This is a genomic window from Micromonospora sp. NPDC048887, assembly GCF_040649715.1.
GTDB lineage: Bacteria > Actinomycetota > Actinomycetes > Mycobacteriales > Micromonosporaceae > Micromonospora.
The window spans coordinates 42,670-57,715 of sequence record NZ_JBEZGA010000010.1 but is presented as its reverse complement, the minus strand read 5'-3'; the positions used below and the strand labels follow the sequence as shown (position 1 = coordinate 57,715).

Sequence of the window (15,046 nt, the reverse complement as noted above, 5' to 3'; positions counted from 1 at the left end):
CGTCAGAACCAGCAGGTGCGCCCGGCGGCGTGGCTGACCTGGACGGTGTGCGTCACGCAGCCGCCGTCGGCGATCAGGTGGAGCAGGAAGGCGGTCGGCTCGGCGACGAAGCCGAGCACCTCCTCGTCGGTCATGGCCAGGCTCACCTGGATCCAGGTGCTCGGCGCGACGGTCAGCACCGTACCGGCGAACGCGCTGGTCACCTGGCGGTGCAGGTGCCCCGCGGTGACGCGTACGACATGGGGGTGCCGGCCGACCACGGCGGCGAGCCCTTCGGCGTCGGCGAGCCCGACGGCGTCCATGCCGGGTACGCCCACCGCGACCGGCGGATGGTGCAGGCACACGACGGCGGGCACGTCGGTACGCCCGGCGAGCACCCCGTCCAGCCAGGCGAGCTGCTCGTCGCCGAGCCGGCCGCCGGTGCCGCCCGGGGTGAGCGAGTCGAGCACCACGAGCGTCGCGTCCGGCAGGTCGACGTGGTAGTGCGCCGAGAAGCCACCGGCCAGGTAGGGGGTGCCGCCGAACGTGTCGAGCAGCGACTCGCGGTCGTCGTGGTTGCCCGTCGCCAGGTGCACCGGCAGCGGGAACGCGCCGACGATCTCGCGCAGCGCGAGGTATTCGTCGGGGCGCCCGTTGGCGGTCAGGTCACCGGTGATCACCACGCAGTCGGGCCGCGGGCGCAGGGCGAGCACCGCGCCGAGCGCCCGGTGCAGCCCGGACGCCGGATCGGCCGCGAGCGGGCCGGTGGTCACATGCGGGTCGCTGAGCTGGGCGATGAGCATCGGCGGCCTCCTCGGGTGCCCGGGCCCTCACGCTATCGCCGTACGCCCTCCTCGCGCAGGCCCGATTCCGCCCACAGGCTGCGTCCACAGCCTGTGGATAGCACATGTGTACGAAGGCCGGCGGCGGTCGCGCTGAGTACCCTTGATCGCGACCCGACCCCCCTCCGAGCAGGAACGACGTGGATCACGAGCGAGTTCTCCGCGACGTCACGGTGCGCCTCCCCACGGCGTCAACCGTCCCGGAGGCGTGCCAGTGGACCGTCGCCGCGCTCGCCCGGCACACGCCGGCGACCGCCACCGTCCTGCTCCGCGTCCACGACCGCCTGCGCTGCGTCGCCGCCACCGGCGCCTGGCAGGTCTTCTCGCACGTACCGGCCACCGCCGACGGCACCCCGCCGGGTCGCCACCGGCCCGAACCGTCGGTGGTGCGGCGGGTATACGCCTCCGGCCTCACCGCCGCCGTGCCCGACGTCGGCGCCGACCCCGACTACCTCGAGGTCCGCCCGGACGTCACCGCCGAACTCTGCGTGCCGGTACGCGACCCGGACGGCCGTCCGATCGGGGTGCTCGACCTCCAGTGGAGCGAGCCGGTAGTGCTCACGGCGTGGCGGGAGGCCGCCGAGCTGGTGGCCGACCGCCTCGGCGGGCGGATCGCCGCGCTGGGCGGGCCACCGGCCGAGAGCCGCAGCGAGAAGCTGCTCCGGCACGCCGCCGCGTTCACCGCAGCGCCGACCGACTGGGACCTGATGACCGCCGCGCTCGCCGCGGCCCGGGACGTGTCGGCGCTCTCCGCCGCGGTGCTGGTGCTCACCGGGCGGCAGGGCCCGCGCCTCGGTGCGCCCACCGGCACACCCGGCGAGTTGGAGGCAAGGATCCGGGCCGAGCTGGACGAGGCCGGACCGGCCGCGCTCGATCGCATGATCGACCGGGCCCACCGGTACGGCTCGGCGTACACGCTGGGCGAGGCGGGCCACCCGCCCACCGAGGAGTACCTGCCGCTGACCCGGGCCGGCGCGCGCACGCTGGTGGCGGTGCCGGTCGGCACACCGGCCGCCGGTGGCGTGCTGCTGGTCGCCGACGAGCAGCGCCTGCGTCCCGACCCGACCACTGTCAACCTGATCGAGCTGCTCGCCGGGCAGGCGTGGACCTGCCTGGACCGGTTGCGTACGCTCGCCCGGCTCCGCGAGCAGGCCAGCTCCGACCCGCTCACCGGGCTACGGCACACCGGCCCGTTCGGGAAGCGGATCGCCACCGCCACGCCGGGGCGTACCGCGCTGCTGGCGATCGACGTGGACGGGTTCAAGGACGTCAACGACACGTACGGCCACCAGGCCGGCGACCGGCTGCTGGTGGGGCTGGCCCGGGCGCTGGAGGGCGCGCTGCGCCAGGGCGACGAGTTGTACCGGACCGGCGGCGACGAGTTCGTGGCGGTGATCGAGGTGAGCCGCCCGGAGGAGGCCGTCCGGATCGCCGAACGGCTCACCGAGGCGGCCCGCCGTACCGGCCGGACGATCAGCGTCGGCGTGGCCCTGCCCAGACCCGGCGAGTCCCCCGAACGCACCCTGCACCGAGCCGACCAGGCCCTGTACGCGGTCAAGCGCCACGGCCGAGACGGCGTCCACCTCTCCGCCGCCTGACAACGCATAGACACCGGGCGCGGCGAGCGGACACCGCTCAGGGGCGGGTCAGGTCCTTGGCGAGGAGTTCGGCTATCTGGGCCGTGTTGAGGGCGGCGCCCTTGCGGAGGTTGTCGCCCGTGACGAAGAGGTCCAGGGCGCGGGGGTCGTCGACCGCGCGGCGGATCCGGCCCACCCACGACGGGTCGGTGCCGACCGCGTCGATCGGCATCGGGAACTCCCCGGCCGCCGGGTCGTCGACCAGGATCACGCCGGGCGCGTTGCGCAGCACCTCACGGGCGCCCTCGGCGGCCACCTCGGTGGCGAAGACCGCGTGCACGGCGACCGAGTGACCGGTCACCACCGGCACCCGTACGCAGGTGGCGGAGACCTTGAGGTCGGGCAGTCCGAGGATCTTGCGCGACTCGTTGCGCAGCTTCATCTCCTCGGAGGACCAGCCGCCGTCGGCCAGCGACCCCGCCCACGGCACGACGTTGAGCGCCAGCGGCGCCGGGAACGGACCCAGCTCGTCGCCCACCGCCTGGCGCACGTCACCGGCGCGGGAACCGAGCACCCGATCCCCGGCGATCTTGCCGAGCTGGAGGTGCAGCGCGTCCACGCCGGCCTGACCCGCCCCGGAGACCGCCTGGTACGACGCGAGCACCAGCTCGCGCAGGCCGTACTCGCGGTGCAGTGGCGCGACCGCCACGATCATCGCCAGCGTGGTGCAGTTGGCGTTGGCGATGATGCCCTTGGGCCGGTTGCGTACCTGCTCAGGGTTGATCTCGGGCACCACGAGCGGCACGTCGCGGTCCATCCGGAACGCGCCGGAGTTGTCCACCACGACAGCGCCGCGCGCGACGGCGACCGGGGCCCACTGCGCGGAGACCTCGTCCGGTACGTCGAACATCGCCACGTCGACGCCGTCGAGCGCGTCGGCGGTGAGCGCCTGGACGGTCAGCTCCTCGCCCCGGCACTGCACGCGCCGGCCGGCCGACCGCTCCGAGGCGAGCAGCCGGATCTCGCCCCACACGTTGCGCCGGGAGGAGAGGATCTGGCACATCACCGTACCGACGGCACCTGTCGCCCCGACCACGGCGAGGGTGGGCAGCGACGCCACGGCGCGTTACCGCCCGGTGCCGGCGTAGACGACGGCTTCGGTGTCACCACCCAGCTCGAAGGCGTCGTGGATGGCGCGGACCGCCTTGTCCAGGTCGGTGTCCCGGCAGACCACGGAGACCCGGATCTCCGAGGTGGAGATCATCTCGATGTTCACGCCGGCCGCGCCGAGGGCGGCGAAGAAGCCGGCCGCCACACCCGGGTGCGAGCGCATGCCCGCGCCGATCAGCGAGACCTTGCCGACGTGGTCGTCGTAGAGCAGGCCCTTGAACTTGACCGTCTCCTGGATCTTGCTGAGCGCGGTCATCGCGGTCGGGCCGTCGGCCTTGGGCAGCGTGAACGAGATGTCCGTGCGGCCGGTGCCCTCGGTGGACACGTTCTGCACGATCATGTCGATGTTGATCTCCGCGCCAGCCACGGTGTCGAAGATCGACGCCGCGGCGCCCGGCTCGTCGGGCACGCCGACGATCGTGATCTTCGCCTCGCTGCGGTCGTGGGCGACCCCGGTGATCAGTGCCTGTTCCACGGGAAGGTCCTCCATCGATCCGGTGACCATCGTGCCGGTGTTTGTCGAGTATGACGAACGGACGTGGATCGGCAAGCCCGCGCGCCGCGCGTACTCGACGCTGCGCAGATGCAGCACCTTCGCGCCGCAGGCCGCCAGTTCCAGCATCTCCTCGTAGGTGATCTGCTTGATGTGCCGGGCGTTCGGCACGATCCGCGGGTCGGCCGAGAAGATGCCGTCCACGTCGGTGTAGATCTCGCAGACGTCCGCCTCCAGCGCGGCGGCGAGCGCGACGGCTGTGGTGTCCGAGCCGCCCCGGCCGAGCGTGGTCACGTCCTTGGTGTCCTGCGAGACGCCCTGGAAGCCGGCCACGATGACCACCGCGCCCTCGTCCAGCGCGCCCTTGAGGCGCCCCGGGGTCACGTCGATGATCCGGGCCCGGCCGTGCACCGAGGTCGTGATCACGCCCGCCTGCGAACCGGTGAACGAACGGGCCTCGTACCCCAGGTTGTGGATGGCCATGGCGAGCAGCGCCATGGAGATCCGCTCCCCGGCGGTGAGCAGCATGTCCAGCTCGCGGCCCGGCGGCAGCGGGCTGACCTGGTTGGCCAGGTCGAGCAGCTCGTCGGTGGTGTCGCCCATGGCGGACACCACCACCACCACGTCGTCGCCGGCCTTGCGCGCGGCCACGATGCGCTCGGCCACCCGCTTGATCCGCTCGGCGTTGGCGACGGAGGACCCGCCGTACTTCTGCACCACGAGTGCCACGACGTGCACTCCCTCCCAGCGACGACCCTGAGCGTGCCGACGCCGCCGGGTTTCTCGGTCCGGCGGCGCGTGTCAGACCGCCTCAGCCTATCGGGCGGGCCGCGACGCCGGGCCGGGTGATCCCACCATCCGGCCCGGGCGTGGGGCGGCTCACGAGCCGGGGACTACGCGACACGCCAAGCGGTACAGCCGTACGGTGGGCTGACCGCGACCGCCCTCACGACGCAGAATGACCCGGTGCACGCTCATCGACGTGCGGCCCGCCGGCTGACCGGCGTGCTCGCGCTCACCCTGCCGGCATTGCTGGCCGCCTGCGGCGGCGCCCACCCCGAGGCGGCGCCCACCGGCACCGCCGACCCGGTCCCGGTGCAGGTCGACGCCGCCCGCGAGGAACTGGCCGGGCTGGCCGCCGCCGCGCAGGACCGGCACCTCACCGCCACGTACGCCTTCACGCCCGCCGAGGGCACGCCCCGCACGGTATCGGTCACCAGCGCGAACGACGGGAGCTGGCGGGTCGACGTGCCCGGCTGGGGGCACGCCGGCACCGTGGACGTCTCGCTGGCCGCCACCTCCGACGGGCTGTTCCAGTGCGCGCTGCCCTCGGCCGGCTGGGCCCGGGCGGCGACCTGCGTCCGCCTCGGCGACGCCGACGACGCGGTGCCGCGCCGGCTCGACCCCCGCGTGCAGCACCCGTTCACCGACTGGCTGGAGGTGCTCACCGACAGGCGTGCGCCGCTCGCGGTCTCCCCCGCCGAGTCGCTGCCCGGCACCGACGGCCCGTGCTACACGGTCGACAGCACCTCGGCGTCGCTGAACGCGCCGCTGGACGTGGGCATCTACTGCTTCCGGGCGGACGGCACCCCGGCGGCGGTACGGGCCGGGTTCGGCACCCTGACGCTGACCGGCGAGCCGGGCGCCGCGCCGGGCACCGTCGAGCTGGCCGGCGCGGTGACCGAGGGCGAGCCGGTGGGCCGGGACGCCCCGAGCCCGGGCACGCCGTGACCCGTCCCGCTCAGCCGCCCCGGGCCGCGCGGAGCAACGCGGCACCGACCTCGGTGTTGCGGTAGAGCACGTGCCGCCCGGCCCGGTGCCGGGTGACGAGACCGGCGGCGTGCAGCGCGGAGAGGTGCTGGGAGACGTTCCCGGCGGACAGCCCGGTGAGCCGGGCGAGGTCCGTGGTGGTCGTCGCCGCGTCGAGCAGGCGCAGCAACGCGGCCCGGCCGCCGCCGACCACCCGGGCCAGCGCGTCGCCGGCCGGTTCGGGTCCGCGTTCCCACAGCGTCCCGACCGCCCGCACCGGGTACGCCCCGGCGGGGAGCGAATCCTCCAGCAGGTTCCACAGCACCCGCCGGTCGGTGAACACGCTCGGGTTCAGCGCCAGGCCCCGCCCGCGCAGGTCGAAGTCCCGCTCGAACGGGTCGTCGCTGACCACGCGGTCACCGAGCCACCGCAGGCTGGGATGGATCCGCTCGAACAGCTGCCCGGCGCCGCCCTCGGCGAGCTGGGCCGCCCGGTACGCGACGTCGGCGTCGAGCAGTGCCCGCATCCGCGGCCAGTCGGCGGCGATCGCCTCCTCGTGCCAGACCCGTACCGCCTCGACGAGCTGCGGCAGCAGCCCCGCCGGATCGGCGAGCAACGCCCGCCCGAACGGGTTCAGCGGCCGCCTCGGGGTGGTGGCCAGCAGGTCCCGGACCACCACGTCGGGCGGCGTCGACGCGATCTGGTCGAGCTGGCCGTCCATCTCCGCCCCGGGCCGGGCCGCCGGGGTGAGGAAGTCGGGCAGCCAGCGCCGCGGCCGGGTCAACTCGACGAGCGGACGGACCCGCTCGGCCACCTCCGGGCGGCGCAACGTCGTCCGGGCGCTGTCGATCCACCGCAGGTGCACCGGGTAGCGGGCCGGGTCGGCGAGCGCCCACATGCTCATGACCGTCTCGTTGGCCGGCGACACGCCGAACCGCACGCCGGCTACATCGGCCGGAGTGAACCGCAACTCGGACATGCGCACCCCCGGATTCGGTCCAGCCTAAAAGGCTCGACCGATGCGTGGGGGGCGCGATCTGCTCACCGGCCATGGGGGCACGAGAGAGCATCCGCACCGCCGTCCGCGACGTCGTACCGCCGGCCGGGCTGACCCGCGCCCTGGCCGTACAGGCCATGGTCTACGCCGTCGGCAACGGCCTGTTCAAGGCCGGCAGCGCGGTGTTCTTCACCCGGGCGCTGGGACTCGGCCCGGCCCAGGTGGGACTCGGCCTGTCGCTCGCCGCCGGGGTGTCCCTGCTCGGCAGCGTCCCGCTCGGCGGGCTCACCGACCGGTACGGCCCGCAGCGGGTGTGGATCGTCTGCCTGCTGCTCGACGCGGCTCTCTTCGCGGCGTACCCGCTCGTCGGCGGCTTCGCCGGGTTCCTCGCCGTGGTGATCGCGCTGGGCGTGGCCGGCACCGCTCTCGGCAGCGCCCGCCAGGTCTACTCGATCAATGTGCTGCGGCCGGAGGAACGGGTCACCGCGCTGGCCTACCAGCGCTCCTCGATGAACGTCGGCTTCGGCCTCGGCGCGCTGATCAGCGGCCTGGTGCTGGCCGTCGACACGATCTGGGCGTACCGCGGGATGGTCTGGTTCATCGCCGTGGTCTTCCTGGTGACAGCCGTCTTCGTGCACCGGCTGCCGCGACTGCCGGAGGTGACCCGCCCGGCGGAGCCGACGAGCCGGCTCGCGGTGCTGCGGGACCGGCCGTTCATGACCGTCGCGCTGCTGTCCGGGCTGCTCACCGCGCACCAGACGCTCTACCTGACGGTGCTGCCGCTGTGGATCCTCACCCGTACCGATGCGCCGAAGACGATCATCGCGGCGCTGGTCCTGCTCAACACCGTGCTGATCGTGCTGCTCCAGGTGCGGGCCAGCCGGGGCGCGGACACCGCGCCGGGCGCGGCCCGGGCGTCCCGCCGGGGCGCGCTGCTGATCGCCCTGTTCTGCGTGGTCCTGCCGGTCTCCGGCGTCACCCGGGGCTGGCTCACCGTGGCGGCGCTGGTGGCCGCCGCGATGCTGCTCATCCTGGCGGAGCTGACCGAGGCGGCGGGCGCCTGGGGACTCACCGCCACGCTGCCGCCCGCCGACCGGCGCGGCGCGTACGTCGGCGCTTTCGGGCTCGGCTCGCAGGTGCAGTTCCTGGTCGCTCCGGCCGGGCTGACCGCGCTCGGCGTGAGCACCGGCGGCTGGGGCTGGTATCCGGCGGCGACGCTGTTCGTCCTGGTCGGGCTGGTGATCGTGCCGGCGGTGACCCGGGCGGAGCGGACCCCCCGGCTACCGGGCGTGCCGAGGTCCACCGGCTCCGTGACTCTGATCCCATAGTCCGGACCAGCCTTCCCACGACCCGTCCCACCACGTAGGGTGACCTTGTCATGTGGCGCGCGTACCTTCTCCTTGGCTGCCGCGACGAGGCCTGACCGGCCGGCACCTCGTCGCGGAGTCGCTACGCGCCGTCCAGCACATCCGATCTTCTCCTCGGCACCGCCGCGCACCGTCGCCCGGCATCCCGCCGACACCTTTCCGATCTGCTGACGCCACATGTTCCAGGGAGCACTCCGAGATGGCTCAACCTGTCACCGCCACCGATCCGTTCGCCCGCCAGCGCCCCAGCCGGATGCCGGTCCACCGCTACGTCCCGTACGACAGGGAGTTCGGCGTCGACCTGCCGGACCGCTCCTGGCCCACCCGCCGCGTCGAGGCCGCGCCCCGCTGGTGCGCGGTCGACCTCCGCGACGGCAACCAGGCCCTGATCGACCCGATGTCGCCCGAGCGTAAGCGGCGGATGTTCCAGCTCCTGGTGCAGATGGGCTACAAGGAGATCGAGGTCGGCTTCCCGTCGGCGAGCCAGACCGACTACGACTTCGTACGGCAGCTGATCGAGCAGGATCTGATCCCCGAGGACGTCACCATCCAGGTGCTGACGCAGTGCCGGGAGCACCTGATCGAGCGCACCTTCGAGTCCCTGCGCGGCGCCCGCCGGGCCATCGTGCACTTCTACAACTCCACCTCGACGCTGCAGCGCCGGGTGGTCTTCGGGCTGGACCGCGACGGCATCACCGACATCGCCACCCAGGGCGCGCGGCTGTGCCAGAAGTACGCGGAGATCCACACCCCGGACACCGACATCCACTACGAGTACTCGCCGGAGTCGTACACGGGCACCGAGCTGGAGTACGCGCTGGAGGTCTGCTCGGCGGTCATCGACGTGATCGACCCGACCCCGGACCGCAAGCTGATCATCAACCTGCCGGCCACCGTCGAGATGGCGATGCCGAACGTCTACGCCGACTCGATCGAGTGGATGCACCGGCGCCTGCCCCGGCGGGACAGCCTGGTGCTGAGCCTGCACCCGCACAACGACCGGGGCACCGGCGTGGCCGCCGCCGAGCTGGGCCTGCTGGCCGGCGCCGACCGGATCGAGGGCTGCCTGTTCGGCAACGGTGAGCGCACCGGCAACGTCGACCTGGTGACGCTGGGCCTGAACCTGTTCTCCCAGGGCATCGACCCGATGATCGACTTCTCGAACATCGACGAGATCAAGCGCGCCGTCGAGTACTGCAACCAGCTGCCGGTGCACGAGCGCCACCCGTACGCGGGCGACCTGGTCTACACCGCGTTCTCCGGCTCCCACCAGGACGCGATCAACAAGGGCTTCGCCGCGCTGAACGCCGACGCGGCGGCGGCCGGGGTGCCGGTGGACGACTTCACCTGGGCCGTGCCCTACCTGCCGATCGACCCGAAGGACCTGGGCCGCACGTACGAGGCGGTCATCCGGGTCAACTCGCAGTCCGGCAAGGGCGGCGTCGCGTACATCATGAAGACCGAGCACCAGCTCGACCTGCCGCGCCGCCTCCAGATCGAGTTCTCCGGCGTGGTGCAGCACGTCACCGACCACGACGGCGGCGAGGTCGAGCCGGGCGCGATGTGGGACATCTTCGCCCGCAACTACCTGGTCGACCACCAGGTCGACCCGGCCGTGAAGCTGGCCGACTACACGATCGGCACCGTCGACGGCAAGGTCGAGATCGACGCCCGCGTCGGCTTCGGCGGCGAGACCCGCGCGCTCACCGCCGTCGGCAACGGCCCGATCGACGCGTACGTCAACGCGTTGCAGTCCCTGGGCGTGGCGGTACGGGTGCTCGACTACCACGAGCACGCGCTGTCCTCCGGTGGGGACGCGCAGGCCGCCGCGTACGTGGAGTGCGAGGTGGACGGCCGCACGGTGTGGGGCGTCGGAGTGGACGCCAACATCGTCACCGCCTCGATCAAGGCGGTCACGAGCGCGGTGAACCGCACCCGCGCCTGAGGTGCTTGAGGTGTAAGGAAGGGCCCCTTCTTAACGCATTCTGCATAGGAGGGGGCCCTTCTTAACGCCCGCGCCCGAATGGCCCGAGTGTTAACAAGGGGCCCTTCCTCTGCCTGAGGCGTTAAGAAGGGGCCCTTCCTTCCCCCCGCCGGGGGCGGTGGATCAGCACGGCGGCGAGCACCGCGCCGGCGAGCAGCAGCCCCGCGCACCACGCCAACGCCCCCCGGTACGCGCCAGCGAGCGCCCCCTTCTGCTCGTACCCGGTGCCCGAGAGCCCGACCAGCAGCGGCAGCGCGGCCACCGCGAGCAGCCCACCGGCCCGGGAGGCGGCGTTGTTGAAGCCGCTCGCCACCCCGGCGAACCGGTCCGAGACCGCGCCCAGCACCGACGTGGTCAGCGGCGCCACCACGAGCGTGAGCCCGGCGCCGAACAGCGCCACGCCCGGCAGCACGTCCACCCAGTACGACGCACCCGGCCCGACCCGGCGCAGCAGCAGCAGGCCCACAGCGGCGATCACCGGGCCGACGGTGAGCGGCAGCCGGGGGCCGATGCGGGCCGACAGCGCGCCCGCGCGTGGCGAGCCGACGAGCAGCAGCACCGTCATCGGCACTGTGGCCAGGCCGGTGAGAAGCGCCGACCAGCCGACCACGTTCTGCAGGTAGACGGCGAGGAAGAAGGTGAACCCGCCGAGCGCGGCGTACACCACCACCGTGAAGACGTTCAGTACGGAGAACAGCCGGCTGGAGAACAGCCCGGTGGGCAGCATCGCGGTGTCCCCGCGCCGCCGCTCGACCAGCACGAAGACCACCACGGCGACCACTCCGAGCACCGCCGAGACCAGCACCGCCGGGGAGTCCAGGCCGCGCGCCGGGGCGTCGATCAGCGCGTACGTGACACCGCCGAGCGCCAGCGCGCCGAGCAGCGCGCCCGCCACGTCGAACCGTCGCCCGCCTCCGGTACGCGACACCTGCTCGTCGCGGCTCTCCGGCACCCAGCGCAGCGCGGCGAGCACCACGCCGACGGCCAGCGGCAGGTTGACGAAGAAGATCCATCGCCAGGAGAGGGTGTCGATGAGCCAGCCGCCGAGCAGCGGACCGAGCGCGGTGGACACTCCGGACAGACCGGACCAGGTGCCGATGGCCCGGCCCCTGTCGTCCGGGTGGAAGCTGGCCTGGAGCACCGACAGCGACCCGGGGGTGAGCAGCGCCCCGCTGGCGCCCTGGAGGAACCGGGCGGCGACGAGCCAGCCGGTGTCCTGCGCCAGCCCGCAGAGCACCGACGCCGCCGCGAACCAGACCACGCCGAGCAGGAAGACCCGCCGCCGCCCGAACCGGTCCCCGAGCGCGCCGCCGAGCAGCACGAACGCGGCGAGCATGAGCAGATAGCCGTTCACGGTCCACTGCAGACCGGCGACCGTGGCGTCCAGCTCGGCGCCGAGGCGCGGCAGCGCGACGTTGACGACAGTGCTGTCCAGGAACACCATGCCGGAGGCGAGGATCGCGGCGAGCAGCGTGCCGCGTCCGGCGGTGGTGCCGGTACGCAACGCGGGAGCGGGTGCTGTCACGTCTCACCACTCTGCCCGCCGCCCACCGTCGACGCCACGAATCGCGGAAACCGCCGCCGGGTACTGTGCGGACTCGCCCGGAGCACGCAAGCTGGAGAGGTGTCGTCTGTGCGTACGAGATCAGGAGCCCGAGCCGGACTGGCCGCCGCGCTGAGCGCGGTGCTCGCCCTCGGCGTGGCCGGCTGCGACGTGTCGGTCAGCGAGCCGGAGGCGCCGCCGAGCGCCTCCGGGAACGTGAACAAGCAGCTCGGTGAGCTGACAGTGGCCACCGCCGGGTCGATGAAGGGCTACAGTCGCTCCCGCTTCCCGCACTGGCGGAACACCGGCAAGAACTGCGACGTACGCGACAGCGTGCTGCAACGCGACGGCGAGGGCATCAAGCTGTCCGGCTGCAACGTGGTGGGTGGCCGGTGGGAGAGCGTCTACGACGGTGTGGTCCTGAACGATCCGTCGGGCGTGGACATCGACCACACCGTGCCGCTGGCCGCCGCGTGGCGCTCCGGCGCGGACGAGTGGGACGACTCGAAGCGCGGCGACTTCGCGAACGACCTGACCCGGCCACAGCTCATCGCGGTTTCGGCGCGGTCCAACCGGGCAAAGGGTGACCAGGATCCGTCCCAGTGGAAGCCGCCGAACAGGTCGTCCTGGTGTCAGTACGCGGCGGACTGGGTGACGGTCAAGCACTACTGGAAGCTGACTGTGACAAGCGCCGAGAAGGCCGCTCTCACCGACATGCTGGAGGGCTGCACATGGGCGAGCAAGCCGTGACGGGGCCGGACGCCACACCGACCCCGCAGACGGGTACGGAACCCGCCGGCCCGGCCTCGGCCGGGATGACGGCGGACGGCAGGCAGCCCGAACCCGCCGACGTCTCCGGGGCGGGCATGGCCGCCGACGCGGTGCCTGGTGCGCCGGCCGGCGGCGCGCCGGGCGGACCGGCGGAACGCACCACTGACATCACCCCCGGTCCGGGCGGGGTGATGACCGACGAGGTCGGCGTGGTGACCGGCGAGTTGACGCTGCGCACCGAGCACGCCGACGGCCGGGTGACGCTGCGGGTGCAGTACAAGGACGCCGACGAGTGGTACGCGGTCACCGGCGGGTCAGCGCCGCTGGCCGACCCGGCCGCGCTGGACGCGGTGCACACGATCGCGGTGGGTCTGCTCGACCGCCCCGAGGGCTGAGTCCGGCGGACGCGTCGGCCCTCCGATCGAATGGGCCGACGCGTCCACGCGTCACGGGGTGGGGATGAGTTCGCCGGTCTCGCCCGGTGCCGCCCCGTCGTCCGGCCGGACCAGTTCCGGCTCGACCTCGTGCGGCCGGATCCGGCCGTCGGCGATGTCCTCCGCGTAGTGGCAGGCGACCCGGTGCCCGTCGAGCACCTCGCGCAGCGCGGGCCGCTCCTCGGCGCAGCGGGTGGGCTGGGCCCACGGGCAGCGGGTGTGGAACCGGCAGCCGGCCGGCGGGTTCGCCGGTGACGGGAGGTCGCCGGCGAGCAGGATCCGTTCCCGGCGGTCCTCCACCTGCGGGTCGGGCACCGGCACCGCCGACATGAGCGCCCGGGTGTACGGGTGCATCGGCGCCCGGTAGAGGTCGTCGCTGGACGCCTCCTCGACCAGGCCGCCGAGGTACATCACCCCGACCGTGTCCGCGATGTGCCGGACCACCGCCAGGTCGTGCGCGATGATCAGGTACGTGAGACCGCGCTCCTCCTGCAACTCGTCGAGCAGGTTGAGCACCTGGGCCTGAATCGACACGTCCAGCGCGGAGACCGGCTCGTCGGCGACGATCAGGTCCGGTTCGAGCACGAGCGCGCGGGCGATACCGATGCGCTGGCGCTGGCCGCCGGAGAACTCGTGCGGATACTTGCTCAGCGCCGACGCCGGCAGACCGACAGCGGAGAGCGCCTCGCGGAGCCGCTTGCCGACGGCCGCCTTGTCCTTCGCCAGGCCGTGCGCCTTGAGCCCTTCGACCAGCAGCGACTCCACCGACTGTCGGGGATCGAGGCTGGACAGCGGATCCTGGAAGATCATCTGGATCCGGCGGCGGATCCGGCGCATCGGCTCGTCCTTGAGTGAGCGGAGGTCCGTACCGTCGAAGACGATCTCGCCGTCGGTCGGCTCGACCAGCCGCAGCAGGCCCCGGCCGAGCGTGGACTTGCCGCAACCCGACTCGCCCACCAGCCCGTAGGTCTCGCCCCGGTTGATGGTGAGCGAGACTCCGTCGACGGCGTAGACCTGCCCGATCGTGCGGTCGAACAGGACACCGCTCTTGATCGGGAAGTGGACCTTGACGTCGCGCAGTTCGACCAGAGGTCCGGTCGACTCGGTCGGCTCGGTCACGGAACCGCCACCTCCTCGGAAACGGGGTTGTTGCAGCGCAGGTCGCCGCCGTTCGCGGTGGGCTCCAGCGGCGGGGTCCCGTCCAGGCAGGCGTCCACCACGTTGTCGCACCGGGGAGCGAACGCGCAGCCCTCGACCCACGGAATGTTGTCGGCCACCGAACCACGGATGGCGTGCAGCCGCTCGCCGCGGGGCGAGTCGAGCCTCGGCACGGAGTTGAGCAGCCCGTGGGTGTACGGGTGCCGCGGCCGGGCGAACAACTCGTGCCGCTCCGCCCGCTCGACGATCTTGCCGCCGTAGAGGACGTTCACCGTGTCGCAGAGGCCGGCCACCACGCCCAGGTCGTGCGTGATCATGATCAGCGCGGTGCCGGTCTCGTCGACCAGCTGCTTGAGCAACGTGAGGATCTGCGCCTGGATCGTCACGTCCAGCGCGGTGGTCGGCTCGTCCGCGATCAGCAGCCGTGGCTTGCAGGCCAGCGCGATGGCGATCAGCGCGCGCTGGCGCATGCCGCCGGAGATCTGGTGCGGGTATTCCTTCAGTCGCCGCATCGGGTCCGGGATGCCGACCGCGTCGAGCAGTTCCCGGGCCTCCTTGAGCGCCACCTTGTGGTCCATGCCACGGTGCCGTTCGAGCACCTCGGCCACCTGGATGCCGATCGGGATCACCGGGTTCAGTGAGGAGAGCGGATCCTGGAAGATCATGCCGATGTCCCGGCCACGCCGGTCCCGCAGGTCCTCCGGCCGCAGCTTCAGCAGGTCGGCGCCGTCGAAGTTGACCTCGCCGGTGACCTTGTTGCCGCGCTTCGGCAGCAGGCCCATGATCGCCAGGCTGGTGACGCTCTTGCCGCAGCCGGACTCGCCCACCAGGCCGACCGTCTGCCCCGGCTCCACGCTGAAGCTGACCTCGTCGACGGCGGTGAACGGCCGCTCACCCTTGCGCTGGAACACGACGCTCAGGTCGCGTACGTCGAGCAGGCTCATCGGGTCACTTCCTCACCGTGCCGCACATATGTCCACAT

Annotated in this window: 13 protein-coding genes; 6 read left to right on the top strand and 7 right to left on the bottom strand. The window is 72.7% G+C overall.

Annotated features, from left to right (window positions below; all coding sequences use genetic code 11):
* Window positions 1–2: 2 nt before the first annotated feature.
* Complete coding sequence (locus tag AB0C17_RS17125; protein ID WP_357468714.1) at window positions 3–782, bottom strand: phosphodiesterase; 780 nt, start codon at window positions 780–782, stop codon at window positions 3–5.
* 179 nt (window positions 783–961) lie between these two features.
* Here AB0C17_RS17125 and AB0C17_RS17120 point away from each other — a divergent pair, with 179 nt between their 5' ends.
* Complete coding sequence (locus AB0C17_RS17120; RefSeq protein ID WP_357385349.1) at window positions 962–2,419, top strand: diguanylate cyclase; 1,458 nt, start codon at window positions 962–964, stop codon at window positions 2,417–2,419.
* A gap of 37 nt (window positions 2,420–2,456) precedes the next feature.
* Here the strand turns inward: AB0C17_RS17120 and AB0C17_RS17115 are convergent, their stop codons facing one another.
* Window positions 2,457–3,518, bottom strand: a complete 1,062-nt coding sequence (locus tag AB0C17_RS17115) for an aspartate-semialdehyde dehydrogenase (protein ID WP_357385347.1) — start codon at window positions 3,516–3,518, stop codon at window positions 2,457–2,459.
* 6 nt (window positions 3,519–3,524) lie between these two features.
* Window positions 3,525–4,790, bottom strand: a complete 1,266-nt coding sequence (locus AB0C17_RS17110; RefSeq protein WP_357385345.1) for an aspartate kinase — start codon at window positions 4,788–4,790, stop codon at window positions 3,525–3,527.
* A 237-nt stretch (window positions 4,791–5,027) separates the two neighbouring features.
* On the opposite strand from AB0C17_RS17110, the gene AB0C17_RS17105 reads away from it, so the two are divergent.
* The gene (locus AB0C17_RS17105; RefSeq protein ID WP_357468705.1) at window positions 5,028–5,792 is read left to right on the top strand and encodes a hypothetical protein; all 765 of its coding nucleotides are present in this window, start codon (window positions 5,028–5,030) and stop codon (window positions 5,790–5,792) included.
* A gap of 10 nt (window positions 5,793–5,802) precedes the next feature.
* Here AB0C17_RS17105 and AB0C17_RS17100 read toward each other — a convergent pair whose 3' ends face one another.
* Window positions 5,803–6,789, bottom strand: coding sequence for a DUF5937 family protein (locus AB0C17_RS17100; RefSeq protein ID WP_357468702.1), 987 nt, complete (start codon window positions 6,787–6,789; stop codon window positions 5,803–5,805).
* A 71-nt stretch (window positions 6,790–6,860) separates the two neighbouring features.
* Between AB0C17_RS17100 and AB0C17_RS17095 the strand changes: the two genes are divergently transcribed.
* Both AB0C17_RS17095 and leuA read left to right on the top strand, forming a co-directional pair.
* Window positions 6,861–8,135 (top strand): MFS transporter, encoded by a 1,275-nt coding sequence (locus tag AB0C17_RS17095; RefSeq protein WP_357385339.1) that lies wholly within the window; start codon window positions 6,861–6,863, stop codon window positions 8,133–8,135.
* A gap of 238 nt (window positions 8,136–8,373) precedes the next feature.
* A complete protein-coding gene (gene leuA, locus AB0C17_RS17090; RefSeq protein WP_357385337.1) occupies window positions 8,374–10,119 on the top strand; it encodes a 2-isopropylmalate synthase in 1,746 nt (581 codons plus the stop codon).
* A 121-nt stretch (window positions 10,120–10,240) separates the two neighbouring features.
* On the opposite strand, the gene AB0C17_RS17085 is transcribed toward leuA, so the two are convergent.
* Window positions 10,241–11,683, bottom strand: coding sequence for an MFS transporter (locus AB0C17_RS17085; protein WP_357474429.1), 1,443 nt, complete (start codon window positions 11,681–11,683; stop codon window positions 10,241–10,243).
* Window positions 11,684–11,791: 108 nt separating this feature from the next.
* Between AB0C17_RS17085 and AB0C17_RS17080 the strand changes: the two genes are divergently transcribed.
* Window positions 11,792–12,451, top strand: a complete 660-nt coding sequence (locus AB0C17_RS17080; protein ID WP_357389509.1) for an HNH endonuclease family protein — start codon at window positions 11,792–11,794, stop codon at window positions 12,449–12,451.
* On the top strand, window positions 12,433–12,867 hold the full coding sequence (locus tag AB0C17_RS17075; RefSeq protein ID WP_357479307.1) for a hypothetical protein: 435 nt from the start codon (window positions 12,433–12,435) through the stop codon (window positions 12,865–12,867). Before AB0C17_RS17080 ends, AB0C17_RS17075 begins: the two co-directional genes overlap by 19 nt.
* Before the next feature lie 51 nt (window positions 12,868–12,918).
* Here AB0C17_RS17075 and AB0C17_RS17070 read toward each other — a convergent pair whose 3' ends face one another.
* Window positions 12,919–14,025: an oligopeptide/dipeptide ABC transporter ATP-binding protein gene (locus AB0C17_RS17070; RefSeq protein ID WP_357389513.1), complete on the bottom strand. Its 1,107-nt coding sequence runs from the start codon at window positions 14,023–14,025 to the stop codon at window positions 12,919–12,921.
* Window positions 14,022–15,008 carry an ABC transporter ATP-binding protein gene (locus tag AB0C17_RS17065; RefSeq protein WP_357389515.1) on the bottom strand — a complete coding sequence of 329 codons (987 nt, stop codon included), beginning with the start codon at window positions 15,006–15,008 and terminating at the stop codon, window positions 14,022–14,024. The genes AB0C17_RS17070 and AB0C17_RS17065 overlap by 4 nt, the downstream gene beginning before the upstream one ends.
* Between the last annotated feature and the right edge of the window lie 38 nt (window positions 15,009–15,046).

What these genes read in the sequence shown, in the direction of transcription:
- AB0C17_RS17095 (WP_357385339.1), top strand. Translation starts at nt 6,861, where the DNA reads ATGGGGGCACGAGAGAGCATCCGCACCGCCGTCCGCGACGTCGTACCG.
- AB0C17_RS17125 (WP_357468714.1), bottom strand. Translation starts at nt 782, where the DNA reads ATGCTCATCGCCCAGCTCAGCGACCCGCATGTGACCACCGGCCCGCTC.
- AB0C17_RS17100 (WP_357468702.1), bottom strand. Translation starts at nt 6,789, where the DNA reads ATGTCCGAGTTGCGGTTCACTCCGGCCGATGTAGCCGGCGTGCGGTTC.
- AB0C17_RS17065 (WP_357389515.1), bottom strand. Translation starts at nt 15,008, where the DNA reads ATGAGCCTGCTCGACGTACGCGACCTGAGCGTCGTGTTCCAGCGCAAG.
- leuA (WP_357385337.1), top strand. Translation starts at nt 8,374, where the DNA reads ATGGCTCAACCTGTCACCGCCACCGATCCGTTCGCCCGCCAGCGCCCC.
- AB0C17_RS17075 (WP_357479307.1), top strand. Translation starts at nt 12,433, where the DNA reads ATGGGCGAGCAAGCCGTGACGGGGCCGGACGCCACACCGACCCCGCAG.